The organism is Enhygromyxa salina, from assembly GCF_002994635.1.
Classification (GTDB): domain Bacteria; phylum Myxococcota_A; class Polyangia; order Nannocystales; family Nannocystaceae; genus Plesiocystis; species Plesiocystis salina_B.
The window spans coordinates 1-16,277 of sequence record NZ_PVNL01000088.1 but is presented as its reverse complement, the minus strand read 5'-3'; the positions used below and the strand labels follow the sequence as shown (position 1 = coordinate 16,277).

The window sequence follows — 16,277 nt, the reverse complement described above, 5'->3', positions numbered from 1 at the left end:
TATCTGCATACTTCGGTCAAGCTGCCACGGTCGACTTGTCTTTGGGTTGCTGCACGGCGATCGAGCGATTGAACATCGCCATGGTTCGCTTGAGTCGCAATAGGTCATTGAGAAACGGGCGAATTGTGACGCAGTCGACGAACATGCGGACAAATTCGAGATCTTGACGGTCGTAGCGGTTCATGGCGGTTCCTGCTGGTCCTTCGGCGCTGGCGGGGCGAAATGCCGCACCTAGCTCGGTTGTGCATTCTGCATACCAACGCGAACAAGACACCGTCAATCACACGACTTTGTTAAAAGTCCAATGATCTCACTCGCTGTCGCTACGCATGCCCTAGCCGCGACGCAACCGGTGTTGCCACGCTGTCCAACCCGCGAGAATCAGCGCTTCGTGCGGCGAAGCACCACTGTCAGGTTGTTCGCGGGCATCTCGAACACACGGTCCAAAACCAGCCCGCGCTGCGCAGCCGCCTGCTCGACGACGTCGAGATCGCGAACACCCCAGCTTGGATCCCGTGACCGCAGGCTGTGGTCGAACGCCTCGTTGCTCGGTGCCGTGTGCACGCCACCGCGCATGAAGGGCCCATACAGACACAGCGGACCGGCTTCGCGGAGACACCCTGACACGCCATCGAGCAGACCCAGGCACGCCGCCCACGGCGAGATGTGGATCATGTTCGCGCAGATCACCGCGTCGCAGGCCAAGTCGGGGCCCAGCGGCCACGTAGGGCTGGTCGCGTCGATCTGGAGCGGTGCGGCCACGTTGTCGAGATCAGCCGTCCACGCCGCGATGCTCGCGAACACGCTCGGGTCGTGATCGCTCGGTTGCCAGCGCAGCTGGGGCAGCGCGCTCGCGAAGAACGCGACGTGCTGGCCGCTGCCGCTCGCGAGCTCGAGCACGGTCCCCTGCGCGGGCAGGACCTCGCGCAGCACCGCCAAGATCGCCTCGCGGTTGCGCTGGGTCGCTGGGTAGTCGAGACGCGGATCTTCTAGTGGCGGACGAACTTCTGACACGGCGTGTAGTTGTTACACCAGACCGATCGAGCGACCAATGATCCGTGCAGCAACTGTTCTCGCGCTCACCTCCACGACACACGCCAGGTGGCGCTCAGCTGGATTCGACGCTCGCCACTGGTCTTCAGTCCGACGCCGCGTCTGCGTGCCACTAGCGAGACATAGTCAGCGAGCCAGCTCGCGCGCCGCAGCTTCGACAGCCGCGCGCCCGTCGGCTTGCTCGACCACCAGATCGGGCGTCACGCCCTGTCCATCGATCGCGCGATCGTCCGGGGAAAAATAGCGCGCGACGGTCAGCGTGAGCAGCGAGCCATCGGGGATCCCGATCACTTCTTGCACCGTGCCCTTCCCAAAGCTGCGCTCACCCATGACCTTGGCTCGACGGTTGTCTTGCAGCGCGACCGCGAGCAGCTCCGCCGCCGAGGCCGAGCGCCGATCCTGCAGCACGATCAGCGGCGTCTCGCTGTCGGTCCCCGCTTGCGTCGCAAGTTCTTCGCGCATGATCACGCCGCCGCGACCGCGGGTCCGCGTCAGCACCCCCGCCGCGATGAACAGATCCGCGACCAACACGGCCTCGTCGACCTCGCCGCCCGGGTTGCCGCGCAGATCCAGCACCACGCCCGCGAGCCCCTGGCCACCCGCGCCGCTCTTCAACTTGGCCAGCGCCCGCTTGACCTGCTCGCCCGTGCCAGCGCGGAAGCTGTGGATCGCAAGGTGCCCGACCGACCGGCCGCCGCCCGCGTCGATCAGCGCCGCCGACACGCCCGCCTCGGCGCTGGGCTTGGCCAGCTCGACGTCGAGCAGCTCCGGGCCGCTGCCTCGCTCGATCGTCAAGCCGACGATCTCACCCGCGGCGCCGCTGAGCTGGACCTGGGCCTCGACGTTGCTCAGCAGCGTAGAACAGGGTCGACCGCGAATCGCGAGGATTCGAGTCCCGGGCGTGAGGCCCAGCTTGTCCGCCGGGCTGCGCGGGTGCACGGCGATCACCTCGAGCTCGGCGCCGCCCTGGTTGCCGGCCCCATGCAGCGCGGTCACCAGCCCCGCGTCGGCGCCCTGCCGCTGGCGCTTGGTCGCCAGGTCGCGCTCGCTCGCGGTCAGGTAGTGACTGTAGGGATCGAGCCCCGCGACCATGTGCTTGAGTCCCCGCGACATCACCTCGGGCGCATCGACCGGCTCGACGTAGCGATCGAGCACGACGTCGAGGCTGTCGTGAAACTGCTGGCGCTCGAGCGGCGCGCTGGCGCCCTTGCCCTTGCCCCTACTGGCATCGGCCTCGGAGATCGCCCACTGGAGCGTGAGTGTGCTGATCACGCCCAGCGACAAGCCGAGCAGCAGCGACGACCGGGACCAACGCACCTTCTCATGGTGACCAAGCCTGGCACTTGGGTCCACCTCCAGGCCGGGGGTCCTCGAAAATGTAAATTCCTGGCCGAGCACATTATCCTACATGTAGGATAAGGACGTACCAACCGAGGACGCCTCTCATGAACTCGACCGCGCGCTCACCCATCCGTGTCACCCCCCTCCCCCGTCCCGGCCGCCGCGTCGCTGAACGCCGAAAGCAGCGCTCGAAAGGCACCGGCGACGCCATCGAGCTGGCCCTGTCGGCGGCGGCCCAGGGCAGCGACCTCGACGTCGTGCTGATCGCCGACGACTACGGGATGCTGGTCGCCAGCAGCAGCACGGATCTCGACCTCGAGATGCTCGCGGCGATCACACCAATCGTGTCTCGCGGGCGTGCCAAGGCCACGATCAAGCGCAACGGCGAGCATCGGGACCTGAGTGTCAAGTCGATCAAGGTGCTCGGCGAGACCCTCCACGTCGCGGCGCTGGGCGGCCAGCCTTCGACCCGCGCGCTGGGTGTGATGCGGAGCGTGACCGCGGCCCGCCGGATCCTCGGCTAGCCCTACCACTGCGCTTCCGGCTAGGCGCGACCGCCCGCGACAAGCCCGCGACGGGACCGACCGAGCGGGCGGGTCTGGCTTTGGCGGATCCTCCGCTTGCCGTTACACTCGCCGCATGGCCATCGAGCCCGCCGAAGCCGAGGAGATCCGCAGCCATCTGTTGCGGTATGCCGGTTGGGACAAGGTCCCTGAGGAGGTCATCAAGACCTTTAGTGAGAGCGCCACGCGAGTGGAGCTCAAGCGCAAGCGCCCTGTGTTCCGCCGAGGTGACCCAGGGCCAGGCTTGTTCCTGGTCAGGTCCGGCGAGTTCAAGCTCAGCCTGATCTCGTCCGAGGGCCGCGAGCAGATCTTGTATCTAGCCGGCGCTGGCAAGCTGATCGGTGAGGGCTTCTTGCCGCGCGAGGTCCAGTGTGCGGCCTCGGCGTTCGCCATGACCGACGGCGACGTGTGGCGCTTCGACACAGACTTGGTGATCAAGCTGCTGTCGCAGTCCGAAGCGATGGCGTTCGCGCTGATGCGCCACCAAGCGTTTCGCGCCAACCGACTGATCGATCTGATCTTGGATCTCTCGCTGCGCTCCGTGCAGCGCCGACTGGCCAGCTTCTTGTACACGCTGGCGATCCGCAGCGGCGCCGAGCAGGGCAAGGCTCACGTGATCCCGCGGGCGCTCGACATGAACACGGTCGCGGCGCGACTCGGCACTGTCCGCGAGGAGATCTCGCGCGCCCTCAACCGCATGCAGCGCGAGGGCATCCTCAAGCTGAGCCGCCAAGAGATCGTGGTCATGGATCTGAGCGCGCTCGAGATGGTCACCTACGAGTGACGCAGGTCGGCTTCGCACCACGTCCCCACTTCGCTGGCCAGCTCCGTGCGGCCAGGGCCAAACTGGGCGCGGCCACGGCCAAGTTGGGCGCGACCACGGCCAAGTTGGGCGCGACCACGGCCAAGCTGGCCGCGCTGGGACTGTGCGTCTGCTGCTGGGCCTGCAAAGACACCCCGAAGCCGCCAGATCCTCACTCGCTCGCCGCGCTCGAGGCCGAGGGCCCGCCGCACACCCCCGACTGCCGCTCGTGGGACGCGCTCGACGAGCAGACCTTGCCCGCGCTGCCCGACGCGCCGCACATGGCCGCGTTCGAGCAAGTTTGGCGCACGGTCGGGCACAAGCACTACGATCCCACGCTCGCCTGCCTCGACTGGCCCGCGCTGCGCGAGCAGTACGCCAAGCAGATCGTCGCGGCCGGCGACGACACGACCGCCGCCTACGCGGCGATCAACGAGCTGCTCGGCCTGCTCGGCCAGAGCCACCTGCACGCCACGGCCCCGACACCGAGTCGCACCCGCGCGCGCGACAGCGGCCCCGCGACCGTTCCCATCACGATCCGCTGGCTCGCGCTCGAGCCTGGCCCGTCGCCGTCGAAATTTGCCGCCGTCGTCGTCGATGAGGCCGTCGACGATCACGCGAGCGGCCTGCCCCGCGGCGCGATCCTGACCGAGGTCGCAGGTGAGTCGGTCGACAGCCTCGCCCAAGAGGTCGCGAGCGGCGTCGAAGCTCGCGCGGGCCGCCCGGCCGAGACCGCGTTCCTGATCGCCCAGGCGATCGGCGCGATGCTCAGCTGCCCCGAGGGCGGCACCAAGCGGGTCGGATTTCTCGATCCCAGCGACGGCGACGCCAAGCGCGAGCTCGAGGTCGCCTGCTTCCTGCCCGAGGGCGAGCGCATCAGCCTGGGCAACCTCCGCAACCTGCCGACCACCGTCGAGTCGCGGATGATCCCCGACGCGCCCGAGCCCGGCGCCGTCAAGGTCGGCTACCTCGCCTTCAACTTCTGGATGTTGCCCATGACCGAGCGGCTGCGCAGCGGCGTCGACGAGCTGCGCGCGCAGGGCATGGCCGCGCTGATCATCGACCTGCGTGGCAACCCTGGCGGCGTCGGGGCCATGTCGATCCCGATCGCCCGCATGTTCCTGCGCGAGGCCACCAGCCTCGGCGTGCTGCAGATGCGGGAGTTCAATCAAGAGTTCAACGTCGAGCCCAACCCCGAGGCGTTCGACGGACCGATCGTGATCCTCGTCGACGAGGGCACGGCGAGCACCTCGGAGATCTTCGCGCTCGGCATGCGCGACGTCGGTCGCGTGACGATCGCCGGCGCTGGTCCCAGCGCTGGCATGGCGCTGCCCTCGATGATCGAGACCCTGCCGGACGGTGGAATGATCCAGTACGTCGTGGGCGACTATCACAGCGGCAAGGGCACCGTCGCTGAAGGCGAGGGTGTGGTCCCCGAGCTCGTGGTCCCCGAGTCCCGCGCCGACTATGTCGCCGGTCGCGACCCCGTGCTCGACGCCGCGGTCGAGCAGCTGCGCACGCGCCCGCCAGATTCCCCCACCACGACCGACTGAGTCATGACCATGCAGCGCCCAACCAAGCTCCTGATCACCTCGCTCGCGGTGTTGCTGGCATGCACGTCGCAAGACGCGAGCGCGCCCAAGGCCGACTCACCCGCGACCGGCACCACGCCCGACCCGGTCGCAACCGAGCCCGCGGTCCAGCTCCCGGACGGCGCCGAGCTGCTCGCGGCCCACGTCGAGGCCGCGGGCGGAGCCGACAAGATCGCCAAGTTCGACACGATCCACGCCGCAGGCACCGTCGACACCGGCGAACAAAAGCTGCGTGGGACCATGCAAATGTGGTGGCAAAAGGGCGGCAAGTTCTACCTCGAGCAAGAGGTCGAGGGCGTCGGCAAGAGCCGCGCGGGCTACGACGGCACCAACATCTGGATCGACGATCCGATCACCGGTCTGCGGATCCTCGAGGGCGAAGAAGCCCAGTCGTATCTGCAGAGCTCGCTGATGTTCCCCGGCCACGACTGGCAGCAGCACTTCTCCGCCGCCAACACGCTGGGCAAGGTGTCGGACGACGGCGTCGAGGTCTGGGAGGTCGAGCTCGTGTCCAAGGGCGGCCCCAACGTCGTCATCGGCCTCGACGCCAAGACCAAGCTGATCCACTACATGAAGACCACCCAGGTCACCCCGATGGGCCCGCTGCCGATCGTGGCCTACGCCGAGGACTACGAGGCCGTCGAGGGCTACTTGTTCTCCATGAACAAGCGCAGCTCGATCAAGGCCCTGATCGAGCTCAAAGAAGCGATCACCACGTTCGAGGTCAACGTCGAGATCGACCCGTCGTCATTCCTGTTCCCCAGTCAGCGCGAGCTGGTCCCCGCGGACCCGACCGAGCAGCCCAAGGTCGAGCCCCCGGCCGAAGCTCCGCCCAAACCAGCCCCCAACTAACTCGAAGCGATCCGCGGACAGCGAGCGAAGCTGATCCGCACCGCGCGGGATGAGCCCCCTTTTAGGGGGCCACACATGCCCCCGCGAACAGCAGGCCGACCCGACGAGGGAGCACGAGCGACCGACCGGACGCGAAGCGGCCGCCTTCGGCAAAGTGCAGTGCCTCCGTGGGGGTCAAAACCAGCCCCGGGGTCTAAAACAGCAGCTCTTCGTTGTTCTCGGAGAGCTCGTGGATCAGCGCTGGGACGTCCACCGACTTGCCCTTGCGGGGGATCGCCCAGCGCTTGCGCGACTGATAGCGGACGATCTTCTTCGGATCACCCTCGAGCAGAATGCACTGATCAAACCCGCGATCCGGCTTGCAAGGCTTGGTGCGGACCTCGACGTCGCGCTGCTCTTGCAACAGATGAATGACGCCGCGATCTTTGGCCTTGGTCGTCCACGTGAAGCTGTCGTGGGCGCCGCGATACAGGGAGCCGTGATAGAAGCTGCCGCCGCTGTACTTGCCGACGTCGGTCACGACGAAGGCGTCGATCTGGTCGCGCGGTCCGGTGGGCATCTGCGCGACCCACAGGCGGTCGGCGATGTCGGCTGGCGGCGCTTTTCCGCACGCGCCGAGCGATAGCGCGGTCAGGCCGACCAGTGCGAGGGACACGAACGGACGATTGAAACCGCGCTGACGATCCACGGGTGCGATCGTGACAACCAAGCCCGCGCGGGGCAAGCTCGGACTGACTCGCTGGCAGCAGCTCGAGTTTGGGGGCGAATCGGTTGCAACCCCCAGGGCGCCGGATACCATGCCCGCATGAAGCTCTCCGGCCAGTTCTCGTCACGTACCGTCGCTCCGGCCGGCTGCTTGGCCTTGCTCGCTTCGCTGGCGCTGCCCGCATGCGATGGCGGCGGCGGGCACGGCGAGGCGCACGGCGCCGCCATCGAGGTCCACGCCGGACGGGTCCCGCTCACACCCCCCGAGCAACCCGAGCTCGACCCGGCGGCGCTGCGCGAGCGGGCCGCCAAGGTGTTCGGGGTGCTCCCAGAAGAATTCCCCAACGCCAACAACCCCGCGACCGAAGCCAAGATCACGCTCGGCCGGATGCTCTACTACGATGGCCGGCTGTCGCTCAGCGGCGACATCTCGTGCAACACCTGCCACGCGCTGGATCGATTCGGCGTCGACAACCTGCCGACCTCGCCGGGCCACCTCGCGCAGCTCGGTGAGCGCAACTCGCCGACGGTCTACAACGCGGCCGGGCACCTCGCTCAATTTTGGGATGGACGGTCCGTCGACGTCGAGGACCAAGCCAAGGGGCCCGTGCTCAACCCGGTCGAGATGGCGATGCCCGACGAGGCCACGGTCGTCGCCCGGCTCGCGGCGATCCCCGGCTACGTCGAGCAGTTCGCCGCCGCGTTTCCAGACGCCGAAGAGCCCGTCAGCTTCGACAACATGGCCAGCGCGATCGGGGTGTTCGAGCGCAAGCTGACCACGCCCGCGCCGATCGACGCGTGGCTCGCTGGCGACGACTCGGCGCTGTCGACCGACGCGCTCGCGGGCTTGCAGCTGTTCCTCGATACCGACTGCCAGAGCTGCCACAACGGCTTCAACTTTGGCGGCGCGTCGTACCAGAAGGTCGGGACCGAGAAGCCGTGGCCGGGGCTGCGCGACAACGGCCGGTTCGTGGTCACCCAGGACGAGCGCGATCGCTTCGTGTTCAAGGTCCCGACCCTGCGCAACATCGCCGAGACCGCGCCCTACCTGCACGACGGATCGATCGCCTCGCTGCCCGACATCGTGGCGAAGATGGTCGAGCATCAGACCAAGCGCGCGGGCCCGTTCAGCCCCGAGGAGATGACCCAGATGCTGGCGTTCCTCGGCTCGATGACCGGCGAGATCCCGACTGACTACATCGCCAAGCCGGAGCTGCCCATGGACGCCGCGCCCGAGGCCACGCCGGAGCCGGCGGAGTCAGATGGCGACGTGGCCGAGCCCAAGCCCAAGCCGCCCAAACCGGCCAAGCCAGCTGAGCCGCCCATGCCGGCCGACGGCGAGTAACCCCGCCCAGCCTGCTCAGCACCCGGTTGGCCCGAGTTGGCCCGAGTTGGCCCGAGTTGGCCCGAGTTGGATCAGGGCGTCCAGTCGGGCGCGGGCGGCAGCGACGTGTTCGGGACCTTGCCGTCCATGCGATGGGCGACGAAGTCACCCACGGTCGGGTGGCGCAGGTAGGGGTTGTCCCGCAGCTGCGCGTCCAGGGTGGTCGTCGGGGTCGGGCCGTAGTCGTGGCCCGGGTACATCGTCGTCTCGGCCGGGAGCTTGTCGACCAGCGACTTCAAGGTCGCGTACATCGTGTGTGGATCACCGCCGACAAAGTCACAGCGCCCGCAGCCATTCACGAACAAGGTGTCGCCAGTGACGATCCCATCGCGCAGTCGATAGCTGCACGAGCCGGGCGTGTGTCCGGGCGTGTGCATCATCGTGATCTCGAGGTGCTCGCCCACGCGCACGGTGTCGCCGGGCCTGGACACCTGCAGGTTCTCGCAGCGAAACCCCGAGAACTCGACCTCGGGCGCGAGCATGTGGACCGGAACGTCGACGCTGCGCAGCAATTCCTCGACGGCGTTGACGTGGTCGAAGTGGCTGTGCGTGCACAAGATCGCCGCGATCTCGACGTCGAGGCGCTCGGCCTCGGCGAGGATCGTGGGCGCGTGCCAGGCCGGATCCACGATCGCAACCTTGCGACTCGGTCGATCCCCGATGAAGTAGATGAAGTTGTCCCAGGGCCCGAGCAGCAGCTGGTGAACGAAAGTGCCGTCGTTGTCGTTGGTGGGCATGGCGGCCTCAGAACGTGACGACGGAGCGGATCGACTCGCCCCGGTGCATGAGATCGAACGCGTCATTGATCCGCTCGAGCGGCATCGTGTGGGTGATCATCGGGTCGATCTCGATCTTCTTGTCCATGTACCAGTCGACGATCTTCGGCACGTCGGTCCGACCCTTGGCCCCGCCGAACGCCGTGCCCTTCCAGCTGCGACCGGTGACCAGCTGAAACGGTCGCGTCGAGATCTCTTGGCCGGCCCCGGCGACGCCAATGATGATCGACGTGCCCCACCCCTTGTGGCAGCACTCGAGCGCCTGCCGCATCAGCGTCACGTCGCCGACGCACTCGAACGAGTAGTCCGCGCCGCCGCCCGTGAGGTCGACGAGGTACGGGACCAGGTCGCCCTCGACCTCTTTGGGGTTGACGAAGTGGGTCATGCCAAACTGCTCGGCCATCGGCTTGCGCGCCGGGTTGATGTCGACGCCCACGATCAGGTTGGCGCCGGCCAGCCGTGCGCCCTGCAGCACGTTGAGCCCGATCCCCCCCAGCCCGAACACCACCACGTTGTCACCCGGGCGGACCTTCGCCGTGTTGATCACCGCCCCGATCCCCGTCGTGACCCCACAGCCGATGTAGCAGATCTTGTCGAACGGAGCGTCCTCCCGCACCTTCGCCACCGAGATCTCCGGCACCACGGTGTGGTTGGCGAACGTCGACGTCCCCATGTAGTGGAACAGCGGCTCGCCCCCGCTCGAGAACCGCCGCCCTCCATCCGGCATCAGCCCCGCCCCCTGCGTGGTGCGGATCGCCTGGCACAAGTTGGTCTTGCCCGACGTGCAGTACGAGCACTCACGGCACTCCGGGACGTACAGCGGGATCACATGGTCCCCGACCGCCAGCGAGCGAACCCCCTCACCAACCTCGACGACGACCCCAGCCCCCTCGTGACCGAGCACCGCCGGAAACAACCCCTCTGGATCAGCACCCGAGAGCGTGTAGGCGTCGGTATGGCAGACCCCGGTGGCCTTGATCTCGATCAGCACCTCGCCAGCGCGAGGACCCGCGAGCTCGACCTCTTCGATCGTCAGCGGTTTGTTGGCGGCATGAGCAACAGCAGCGCGCGTCTTCATGCCGAGATGATAGTGCACAAACACAGCCCCGATCAGGCGCCGCCAGCACCGCCCCCCGCCCAGTCAGCGATCGGCAATCACACCCTGCGAACTCAACACCGTCCACTGAAGACGAGCAGGAGCCCCGCAAGCGCCGACCGGTCTAGTTCACGCAGACCCCCACCCCATCCCCTGCGAACCCAACACCATCCAGCAAAGACGAGAAGCAGCCCCCACAAGACGCCGACCGGTCTAGTTCGCACAGACGCCCGCCCGATGCCCGCGGACACCATCCAGCGAAGACGAGAAAGAGCCCCCTAGGAGGGGGCCAATCATACGCCTGCGAACAATTTACCCAAGCAGAGTCGAAAACGCCTGTGGGGGTCTAAAACAGGTCTAAAACAGCGCCTCGATCTCGGCCTCGACCGCTTCTTCGGTCTCGCCCTTGGCGAGCGCGAGCTCCTGCACGAGCAGGGCGCGGGCGGTCTCGAGCATGTTTCGCTCGCCGTAGGAGAGATCCTTGTCGCTGCGCAGCAGACACAGATCACGCATCACGGTGCCAATCTCCGTGAGCGAGCCGGTCCGGATCTTCTCCATGTACTCGCGGTACCGCCGGTTCCAGGTCGCGGTGGAGATCTTCTCGCCGCGCCGACGGAGGACCTCGAACACCTCGGTGACCTCGGGTGTACCAATGAGGTTGCGCAACCCCACGGAGTCCGCGTTGCTCATGGGGACCATCAAGGTCATGTCCTTGCCGAGCACCCGCAAGACGTAGAAGCGCTGCACGGTCCCCGAAATTTCTCGGTTCTCGATCCCGGTGATTTCAGCGACCCCGTAACCGGGATATACGGCCTTATCGCCAACTTGGAACTCGGCCATGGTAGGTGCCCTCTGGCCGCGAACGCACTGCGGCGGGCCGTATCTCGTACCACGCGACACGTAAAAAGTCAAAATGCAGGCCGCCAAGCACGCAGTCCGAGCGCGTTTGGGGAACCCGGTGACAGCGCACCCCCTCGCGACCCGACCAAAAACACAGCTTGCTCCCGCGGGCGTGTTTTCTATGATTCGCCGCCATGGCCCAACGGACCCTCGGCGCCATCGCGCTCATCCTCCCGCTCGCCGCCTGCACGCCGAACCCCGATCGGCTGCCCACCCCCGCGCGCAACTTTTACTACGTGATCGAAGACGACGCGCAGCAGCTCGAGTACGTCAAGCTCAAGGAGTCCGAGCGACAGGGCTTCCTCGAGGGAGTCGGCCTCTGGCAGCGCTGGCTCGAGCTGTCCAGCGAAGAGCGCGACGCCGCCGAGACCAGCGAGATCAAGGTCGGCTTCAAGGAGTTCGCCGCGCACATGGCCTGGGGCCTCCCCGCCGCCATCCGCGACATCGAGGCCCGCGGCCGCGTGGTCCACTATCAGACCTTCATTCGCTGCACGAGCGGCCCCAAGATCGGCGACTACGTCCGCACCAACACGGACTGCGACGGCACCTCCAGCGAGGTCGAGCTCGCCGTCGAAAACGGCACCGTCACCGAGATCAAGTACCTCGACTGAGTGTTTTAGACCCCGGGCTGTTTTAGACCCCCGCGGGCGCACTGCACTTTGCCGAAGGCGGCCGCTTCGCGTCCGGTCGGTCGCTCGCGCTCCCTCGTCGGGCTGGTCTGCTGTGCGCATGGGCATGTGTGGCCCCCTAGAAGGGGGCTTACCTGATCAAACGCGAACGCCGTCGGGCGCTTCGGGGACGACTCCGCAGCCAAAGTTCGGCCCGTGAACGGGGCTCGAAGCTTTCGGCGTGTGCGGACGGGGCTGACGCGCGAGGGGCTCGGTGCCGCCTTCCGCAGCTACGTCCGCTGGAGATCAGAAGAGCCCCCTTCTAGGGGGCCACACATGCGGATGCGTACAGCAGACCGACCCGACGAGGGAGCACGAGCGACCGACCGGACGCGAAGCGTCCGCCTTCGGCAAAGTGCAGTGCGCCCGCGGGGGTTTTAAGTCAACGTGCAGTCGTTGGCGCAGAGGTCGTTTTCGTTCTCGTTGCCGTCGTCGCACTGCTCGACACCAACGTTGATGTGCCCGTCGCCGCACACGTTGGGGATGCACTGCGGGTAGACGCAGGCGTCATTGCTGCTCATGTTGCCGTCGTCGCACTGCTCGACGCCACCGTGGATGTGACCGTCACCGCAGTACGCGAGCTGACACGCTGGGCAGTCGTCGCCGGTCAGGAGGTTGGCGTCGTCGCACTGCTCGCCCTCTTGCACGATGCCGTCGCCGCACATGGCAGGCACGCACATGGTCGTGCAGCCGTCGGCTTCGTCGTCATTGCCGTCGTCGCACTCCTCTACGCCAGTCTGCACGAAGCCGTCGCCACAGTCAGCCAGCTTGCAATTTTGCACGCACTCGTCGCTGTTGCTGTTGTTGGCGTCGTCGCACTCCTCGAGGCCGACCCACACGTAGCCATCGCCACACGCGGCGATCGTGCAGTCGGGCGTGCACTGGCCGCTCGGGGAGTTGCTCGGACCCAGGTCACACTGCTCGCCTGTCTGCACGACACCATCACCGCAGTTGTCACCGTCACCGGTGGTGTCCGGGTCATCACCATCTCCGTCGCCCGTGTCGAGCGTGGCTGCCGTCATCATCGTCGTGCTGACGGTGCTCGGCATGGTGTCGGTCGTGACATCATCTGCCGGACAGCCGATCAGGACGATCGCGGCGGCGATGAAAGAGAGCGGCGCAAGTCCAGGCTTGTTCATGCTCCCGATGATGGAGCACTCCAAACCCCGCCGTCCAGGGCCAACCTGGACCAAAGCCGAGCGTCAACCGCGGAGTAAACTCCCGCGCCGCACAGCCTCAGACGTCCAGATTACGCGTGTTGAGAGCGTTCTCGGTGATGAACTCACGGCGTGGGGCCACGTCGTCCCCCATCAAGACCGTGAACACCTCGTCGGCGAGGTCGGCGTCCGAGACCTTGATCTGCAGGAGCGCGCGACGCTCGGGATCCATGGTGGTCTCCCACAGCTGATCGGGGTTCATCTCACCGAGGCCCTTGTAGCGCTGGATCTGCAGGCCGCTGCGCCCAACTTCACCGACCGAGTCGACGACGTCGAGCAGCCGCTGGGGCTCGGCGATGAGCTCGCTCTTGCGACGCAGCTGGATCTTGGCCTGCTCGTTGGCCCGCGACGCGAGCTCCTCGCGAATGCGGCCTAGCTCACGCATCTCGGAGCAGCGCAGCAGCGCCAGCCCCAGGTCCTCATGGACAGTCACACCGTCGGCGAACACCTCGAGCCGGATCATCGCGCGCTCGAGCTCGTCGGCGTCACCAGGTGCCTTGACCCGGGCGACGTGGCTCTCGATCTTGGTCAGCGGCAGGTGCGGGCGCGCACGCTCCACCACCTGGGCGCCAATCTCGGCGAGCGCCTGGTCGTCGGCGTTGATGAACGCAGCCTCGACCACGTCACGCCCGCGCTCTTGGATCAGATCGAGCAAGGCGTTGAGCACCGGCTGGCGATGCTCACGCTCGAGCGCCTCGAGCAGGTTGCGATGGCGAACCCCGGCGTGGGCAATCTCGGCGAGGATCTTGGCCGCGACCGGGACACCGTTGATCGACAGCTCGAGATCCTCGATCGCGTTGTCGATGATGAAGTCGTCGAGCCCCGCGTCGTTCTTGAGGTAGTGCTCGCGCTTGCCGGCCTTGACCTTGTACAGGGGCGGCTGCGCGACATACAGGTAGCCGCGCTCGATCACGTCGGCGAAGTGGCGGAAGAACAAGGTCAACAGCAACGTACGGATGTGCGAGCCGTCGACGTCGGCGTCCGTCATGATGATGATCTTGTGGTAGCGCAGCTTGTCGATGTCGTAGTTGTCTTCGCCGATCCCAGTGCCGAGCGCGGTGATCAGGGTGATGATCTCCTGGCTCGACAACATCTTGTCGATCCGGGCCTTCTCGACGTTGAGGATCTTGCCGCGCAGCGGCAGGATCGCCTGGGTCCGCCGATCCCGACCCTGCTTGGCCGAACCACCTGCGCTGTCACCCTCTACGATGAACAGCTCGGCTTCCTCGGGGTTCTTGGCCTGACAGTCCGCGAGCTTGCCGGGCAGGCTCAGGCCGTCGAGGATTCCCTTGCGGGTGATCGTCTCGCGGGCCTTGCGAGCCGCCGCGCGCGCGCGCGCGGCCAGCAGCGCCTTGTCGACGATCAGCTTGGCGTCCTTGGGCTTCTCTTCGAAGTGGCGGTTGAGCCCCTCCGTGACCGCGGTCTGGACCAGGGCCGAGACCTCGCTGGAGACCAGCTTTTCCTTGGTCTGACTGTTGAACTTGGGATCCGGGTGCTTGACCGCGATGATCGCAACGAGGCCCTCGCGCACGTCTTCGCCGGCGAGGGTCCCCTTGACCGCAGACTTGTGGCCCTTGAGCAGGTTGTTGTCGGTCGCGTAGGTGTTGACCACCCGGGTCAAGGCGGTGCGCAGCCCGGTCAGGTGGGTGCCGCCGTCGCGGTTGGCGATGTTGTTGGTGTAGCAGTGGATGTGCTCGTGATAGGCGTCGGTCCACTGCAGCGCGACCTGGACCCCGAGCTCGTGATCGTGGCCCTCGAACTCGAACGCCACATCGGCGCGCAGCTCGATCAGCTGGCCGATCTTGGTGCGCTTTTGGGTGAGCAACTCGACGAAGCTGGCGACGCCGCCCTCGCCCGTGAACACCTGCTCGCGCTTGGGTGCGCCGCCGATCATCGGGCGCAGATCCGTGAGGGTGATCGCCACGCCCTCGGTCAGGTAGCTGAGCTCGCGGAACCGGGAGCTGAGGGTCTCGAAGTCGACCTTGACGGTGCCGTAGATCAGCGGGTCGGCGTGGAAGGTGACCTTGGTGCCGCGCTTGCTGCTGGGCCCGGTCACCGTCAGATCTTGGGTGACCTCGCCCCGCTCGAACCGGGCGGTGAAGGTCTTGCCGTCGCGCCAGATCTCGAGCTCGAGCCAGTCCGAGAGCGCGTTGACGACCGTGACGCCGACCCCGTGGAGCCCGCCAGAGACCTTGTAGGCCTGGTTGTCAAACTTGCCGCCGACGTGGAGCTTGGTGAAGATCGCGACCGGGGCGGAGACCTGCTTGCCCTCGACCTCCATCATGCCGGTCGGGATCCCGCGGCCGTCGTCCTCGACGCTGATCGAGTCGTCCGGGTGCAAGGTGATCTGGATGCCCTTGCAGTAGCCGGCCAGGGCCTCGTCGATCGAGTTGTCGAGCACCTCGAACACCATCTTGTGCAGACCGGTGACGTCGGTGTCACCGATGTACATGCCCGGGCGCTTGCGGACGGCCTCGAGCCCCTCGAGGTGGGCGATCGAGGTCTCGTCGTAGCTGGGGTTCACACCCGCGGGGCTCGAGTGCGTGGTCACGCTGGCACCGTCTTTATCCGTGGCGTCCATGTATGTCTTTGCTGAATGTCGAGCGTGCTCGCGCCTGCAACCACACCCTCTGAATCCCGCTCGTGGCCCGCTGCTTTGGGCTTGCCGTCACCTCTCGGGATGCCCTTGCCAAGCGGCCTGAGGAGGGGCTTTGGGACGGTGCCGAACATAGCACCGAAGCGGATCGCTTACCAGGCCGGGATCACGCTTTTATCGGCGCCTGGGCCGGAGAAATCGGCTGTTTTGGGGGGCTCCGAACCGGCCCTGATCCCGGCCCAAATTACCCGTTGAACATGGCCCCTCAGCCGGAGTCGCGGGTCGCCACGATGACGCCGTCACGCAGCTCGAGATCCCGACGATCCACCCCGGCTCCCGAGCCTGCGCCGAGCTCGATGTGGTGGGCGGCCGTGGTGGTCAGCACGCACTGCCCGACCTCGGCCGCGAGCGCCTCGAACAGCTTGACGCTGCGGACCGGATCGAGCTCGCTGGACACGTCGTCGAGCAGCAGCAGCGGCGCCCGGCCAGTGCGCACCCGGGCGGATCGGAGCTCCGCGATCTTGAACGCCAACACCAGCGCCCGCGCCTGCCCCTGCGACGCGAATTCCCCGGCGGGGGTCCCGTCGAGCGTGACCTCGAGGTCGTCGAGGTGCGGACCCACGGTCGTGCGGCGGGCCGCCTCGTCACGCCGTCGGTGCTCGACCAGCGCGGCCGCGAGCGCCTCGCGCCGGGCGTCTACTTTGGTGGGAGGGTTGGCATCGGGGCTGGGGT

At 66.9% G+C, this 16,277-nt stretch carries 15 protein-coding genes and 1 pseudogene; 6 read left to right on the top strand and 10 right to left on the bottom strand.

The features are described from left to right. Positions 1-16: 16 nt before the first annotated feature. The 3 genes from ENSA7_RS44020 to ENSA7_RS21980 form a co-directional block, all read right to left on the bottom strand. Positions 17-184 (bottom strand): hypothetical protein, encoded by a 168-nt coding sequence (locus ENSA7_RS44020; protein WP_181233986.1) that lies wholly within the window; start codon positions 182-184, stop codon positions 17-19. Positions 185-381: 197 nt separating this feature from the next. After that, positions 382-1,014, bottom strand: a complete 633-nt coding sequence (locus ENSA7_RS21985) for a DUF938 domain-containing protein (RefSeq protein ID WP_106091285.1) — start codon at positions 1,012-1,014, stop codon at positions 382-384. Between the two features lie 165 nt (positions 1,015-1,179). Continuing rightward, positions 1,180-2,370: a S41 family peptidase gene (locus ENSA7_RS21980; protein ID WP_146157987.1), complete on the bottom strand. Its 1,191-nt coding sequence runs from the start codon at positions 2,368-2,370 to the stop codon at positions 1,180-1,182. A 128-nt stretch (positions 2,371-2,498) separates the two neighbouring features. Between ENSA7_RS21980 and ENSA7_RS21975 the strand changes: the two genes are divergently transcribed. The 4 genes from ENSA7_RS21975 (at position 2,499) to ENSA7_RS21960 (ending at position 6,203) form a co-directional block, all read left to right on the top strand. Next, on the top strand, positions 2,499-2,918 hold the full coding sequence (locus ENSA7_RS21975; RefSeq protein ID WP_106091283.1) for a hypothetical protein: 420 nt from the start codon (positions 2,499-2,501) through the stop codon (positions 2,916-2,918). A gap of 115 nt (positions 2,919-3,033) precedes the next feature. Further along, a complete protein-coding gene (locus tag ENSA7_RS21970) occupies positions 3,034-3,741 on the top strand; it encodes a Crp/Fnr family transcriptional regulator (protein ID WP_106091282.1) in 708 nt (235 codons plus the stop codon). Continuing rightward, entirely contained in the window at positions 3,738-5,312 is a 1,575-nt protein-coding gene (locus ENSA7_RS21965; protein WP_106091281.1) for a S41 family peptidase, read from the top strand. The genes ENSA7_RS21970 and ENSA7_RS21965 overlap by 4 nt, the downstream gene beginning before the upstream one ends. Before the next feature lie 9 nt (positions 5,313-5,321). After that, positions 5,322-6,203, top strand: a complete 882-nt coding sequence (locus tag ENSA7_RS21960) for a LolA-like protein (protein WP_146157985.1) — start codon at positions 5,322-5,324, stop codon at positions 6,201-6,203. A 193-nt stretch (positions 6,204-6,396) separates the two neighbouring features. Here the strand turns inward: ENSA7_RS21960 and ENSA7_RS21955 are convergent, their stop codons facing one another. Next, positions 6,397-6,858, bottom strand: a complete 462-nt coding sequence (locus tag ENSA7_RS21955; protein WP_146157984.1) for a hypothetical protein — start codon at positions 6,856-6,858, stop codon at positions 6,397-6,399. A 150-nt stretch (positions 6,859-7,008) separates the two neighbouring features. On the opposite strand from ENSA7_RS21955, the gene ENSA7_RS21950 reads away from it, so the two are divergent. Continuing rightward, a complete protein-coding gene (locus ENSA7_RS21950; protein ID WP_106091278.1) occupies positions 7,009-8,253 on the top strand; it encodes a cytochrome-c peroxidase in 1,245 nt (414 codons plus the stop codon). 71 nt (positions 8,254-8,324) lie between these two features. Here ENSA7_RS21950 and ENSA7_RS21945 read toward each other — a convergent pair whose 3' ends face one another. From ENSA7_RS21945 to ENSA7_RS21935, 3 genes are all read right to left on the bottom strand, one after another. After that, the gene (locus ENSA7_RS21945; RefSeq protein WP_106091277.1) at positions 8,325-9,029 is read right to left on the bottom strand and encodes an MBL fold metallo-hydrolase; all 705 of its coding nucleotides are present in this window, start codon (positions 9,027-9,029) and stop codon (positions 8,325-8,327) included. A 7-nt stretch (positions 9,030-9,036) separates the two neighbouring features. Then, positions 9,037-10,146: an S-(hydroxymethyl)glutathione dehydrogenase/class III alcohol dehydrogenase gene (locus ENSA7_RS21940; RefSeq protein ID WP_106091309.1), complete on the bottom strand. Its 1,110-nt coding sequence runs from the start codon at positions 10,144-10,146 to the stop codon at positions 9,037-9,039. A gap of 375 nt (positions 10,147-10,521) precedes the next feature. Continuing rightward, positions 10,522-11,004, bottom strand: a complete 483-nt coding sequence (locus ENSA7_RS21935) for a CarD family transcriptional regulator (protein ID WP_106091276.1) — start codon at positions 11,002-11,004, stop codon at positions 10,522-10,524. A gap of 194 nt (positions 11,005-11,198) precedes the next feature. On the opposite strand from ENSA7_RS21935, the gene ENSA7_RS21930 reads away from it, so the two are divergent. Then, positions 11,199-11,675 (top strand): hypothetical protein, encoded by a 477-nt coding sequence (locus ENSA7_RS21930; protein ID WP_106091275.1) that lies wholly within the window; start codon positions 11,199-11,201, stop codon positions 11,673-11,675. 434 nt (positions 11,676-12,109) lie between these two features. On the opposite strand, the gene ENSA7_RS21925 is transcribed toward ENSA7_RS21930, so the two are convergent. The 3 genes and pseudogenes from ENSA7_RS21925 to ENSA7_RS44015 all read right to left on the bottom strand — a co-directional run. Then, positions 12,110-12,871, bottom strand: a complete 762-nt coding sequence (locus ENSA7_RS21925; protein WP_244923870.1) for a DUF4215 domain-containing protein — start codon at positions 12,869-12,871, stop codon at positions 12,110-12,112. Positions 12,872-12,968: 97 nt separating this feature from the next. Beyond that, positions 12,969-15,530 carry a DNA topoisomerase (ATP-hydrolyzing) subunit B gene (gene gyrB / locus ENSA7_RS21920; protein ID WP_106091274.1) on the bottom strand — a complete coding sequence of 854 codons (2,562 nt, stop codon included), beginning with the start codon at positions 15,528-15,530 and terminating at the stop codon, positions 12,969-12,971. Between the two features lie 280 nt (positions 15,531-15,810). Next, a pseudogene (locus ENSA7_RS44015) lies at positions 15,811-16,277 on the bottom strand (hypothetical protein); the annotation flags it as partial.

Excerpts from the sequence above, each read along its gene's own strand:
- gyrB (WP_106091274.1), bottom strand. The coding sequence starts at position 15,530 with ATGGACGCCACGGATAAAGACGGTGCCAGCGTGACCACGCACTCGAGC.
- ENSA7_RS21970 (WP_106091282.1), top strand. The coding sequence starts at position 3,034 with ATGGCCATCGAGCCCGCCGAAGCCGAGGAGATCCGCAGCCATCTGTTG.
- ENSA7_RS21950 (WP_106091278.1), top strand. The coding sequence starts at position 7,009 with ATGAAGCTCTCCGGCCAGTTCTCGTCACGTACCGTCGCTCCGGCCGGC.
- ENSA7_RS44020 (WP_181233986.1), bottom strand. The coding sequence starts at position 184 with ATGAACCGCTACGACCGTCAAGATCTCGAATTTGTCCGCATGTTCGTC.
- ENSA7_RS21960 (WP_146157985.1), top strand. The coding sequence starts at position 5,322 with ATGCAGCGCCCAACCAAGCTCCTGATCACCTCGCTCGCGGTGTTGCTG.
- ENSA7_RS21925 (WP_244923870.1), bottom strand. The coding sequence starts at position 12,871 with ATGAACAAGCCTGGACTTGCGCCGCTCTCTTTCATCGCCGCCGCGATC.
- ENSA7_RS21940 (WP_106091309.1), bottom strand. The coding sequence starts at position 10,146 with ATGAAGACGCGCGCTGCTGTTGCTCATGCCGCCAACAAACCGCTGACG.
- ENSA7_RS21935 (WP_106091276.1), bottom strand. The coding sequence starts at position 11,004 with ATGGCCGAGTTCCAAGTTGGCGATAAGGCCGTATATCCCGGTTACGGG.
- ENSA7_RS21945 (WP_106091277.1), bottom strand. The coding sequence starts at position 9,029 with ATGCCCACCAACGACAACGACGGCACTTTCGTTCACCAGCTGCTGCTC.
- ENSA7_RS21930 (WP_106091275.1), top strand. The coding sequence starts at position 11,199 with ATGGCCCAACGGACCCTCGGCGCCATCGCGCTCATCCTCCCGCTCGCC.
- ENSA7_RS21975 (WP_106091283.1), top strand. The coding sequence starts at position 2,499 with ATGAACTCGACCGCGCGCTCACCCATCCGTGTCACCCCCCTCCCCCGT.